The 215-nt window shown below is 55.3% G+C and carries 1 protein-coding gene; it reads right to left on the bottom strand.

Annotated features, from left to right (window positions below; all coding sequences use genetic code 11):
- The coding region (locus KP22_RS22595; RefSeq protein WP_039326509.1) for an Ig-like domain-containing protein at positions 1-215 on the bottom strand (215 nt) is incomplete at both ends.

Here is a 215-nt window from a genome sequence, read left to right as displayed (position 1 = left end):
ACGGTATCGACGCCGTAAGCGTGACTGGTATTGGCCGTCGTCACGTTACCAGCAGGATCACGGGTGGTGACCGTGGCACTCACCTCACCATTAGCAGCTAATACAGAACCCGGAACATTGACGCTCCAGGTTTTGCCATCGGCATTGACCGTAGTCTGATAGGTCTCGCTGCCGACGGTTATCGTCACCGTATCACCGGCTTTGACGTCGTTATC

Source organism: Pectobacterium betavasculorum, assembly GCF_000749845.1.
In the GTDB taxonomy this organism is placed as follows: Bacteria; Pseudomonadota; Gammaproteobacteria; order Enterobacterales; family Enterobacteriaceae; genus Pectobacterium; species Pectobacterium betavasculorum.
The sequence above is the reverse complement of the archived record's forward strand: the minus strand, read 5'-3'. Positions and strand labels throughout refer to the sequence as shown.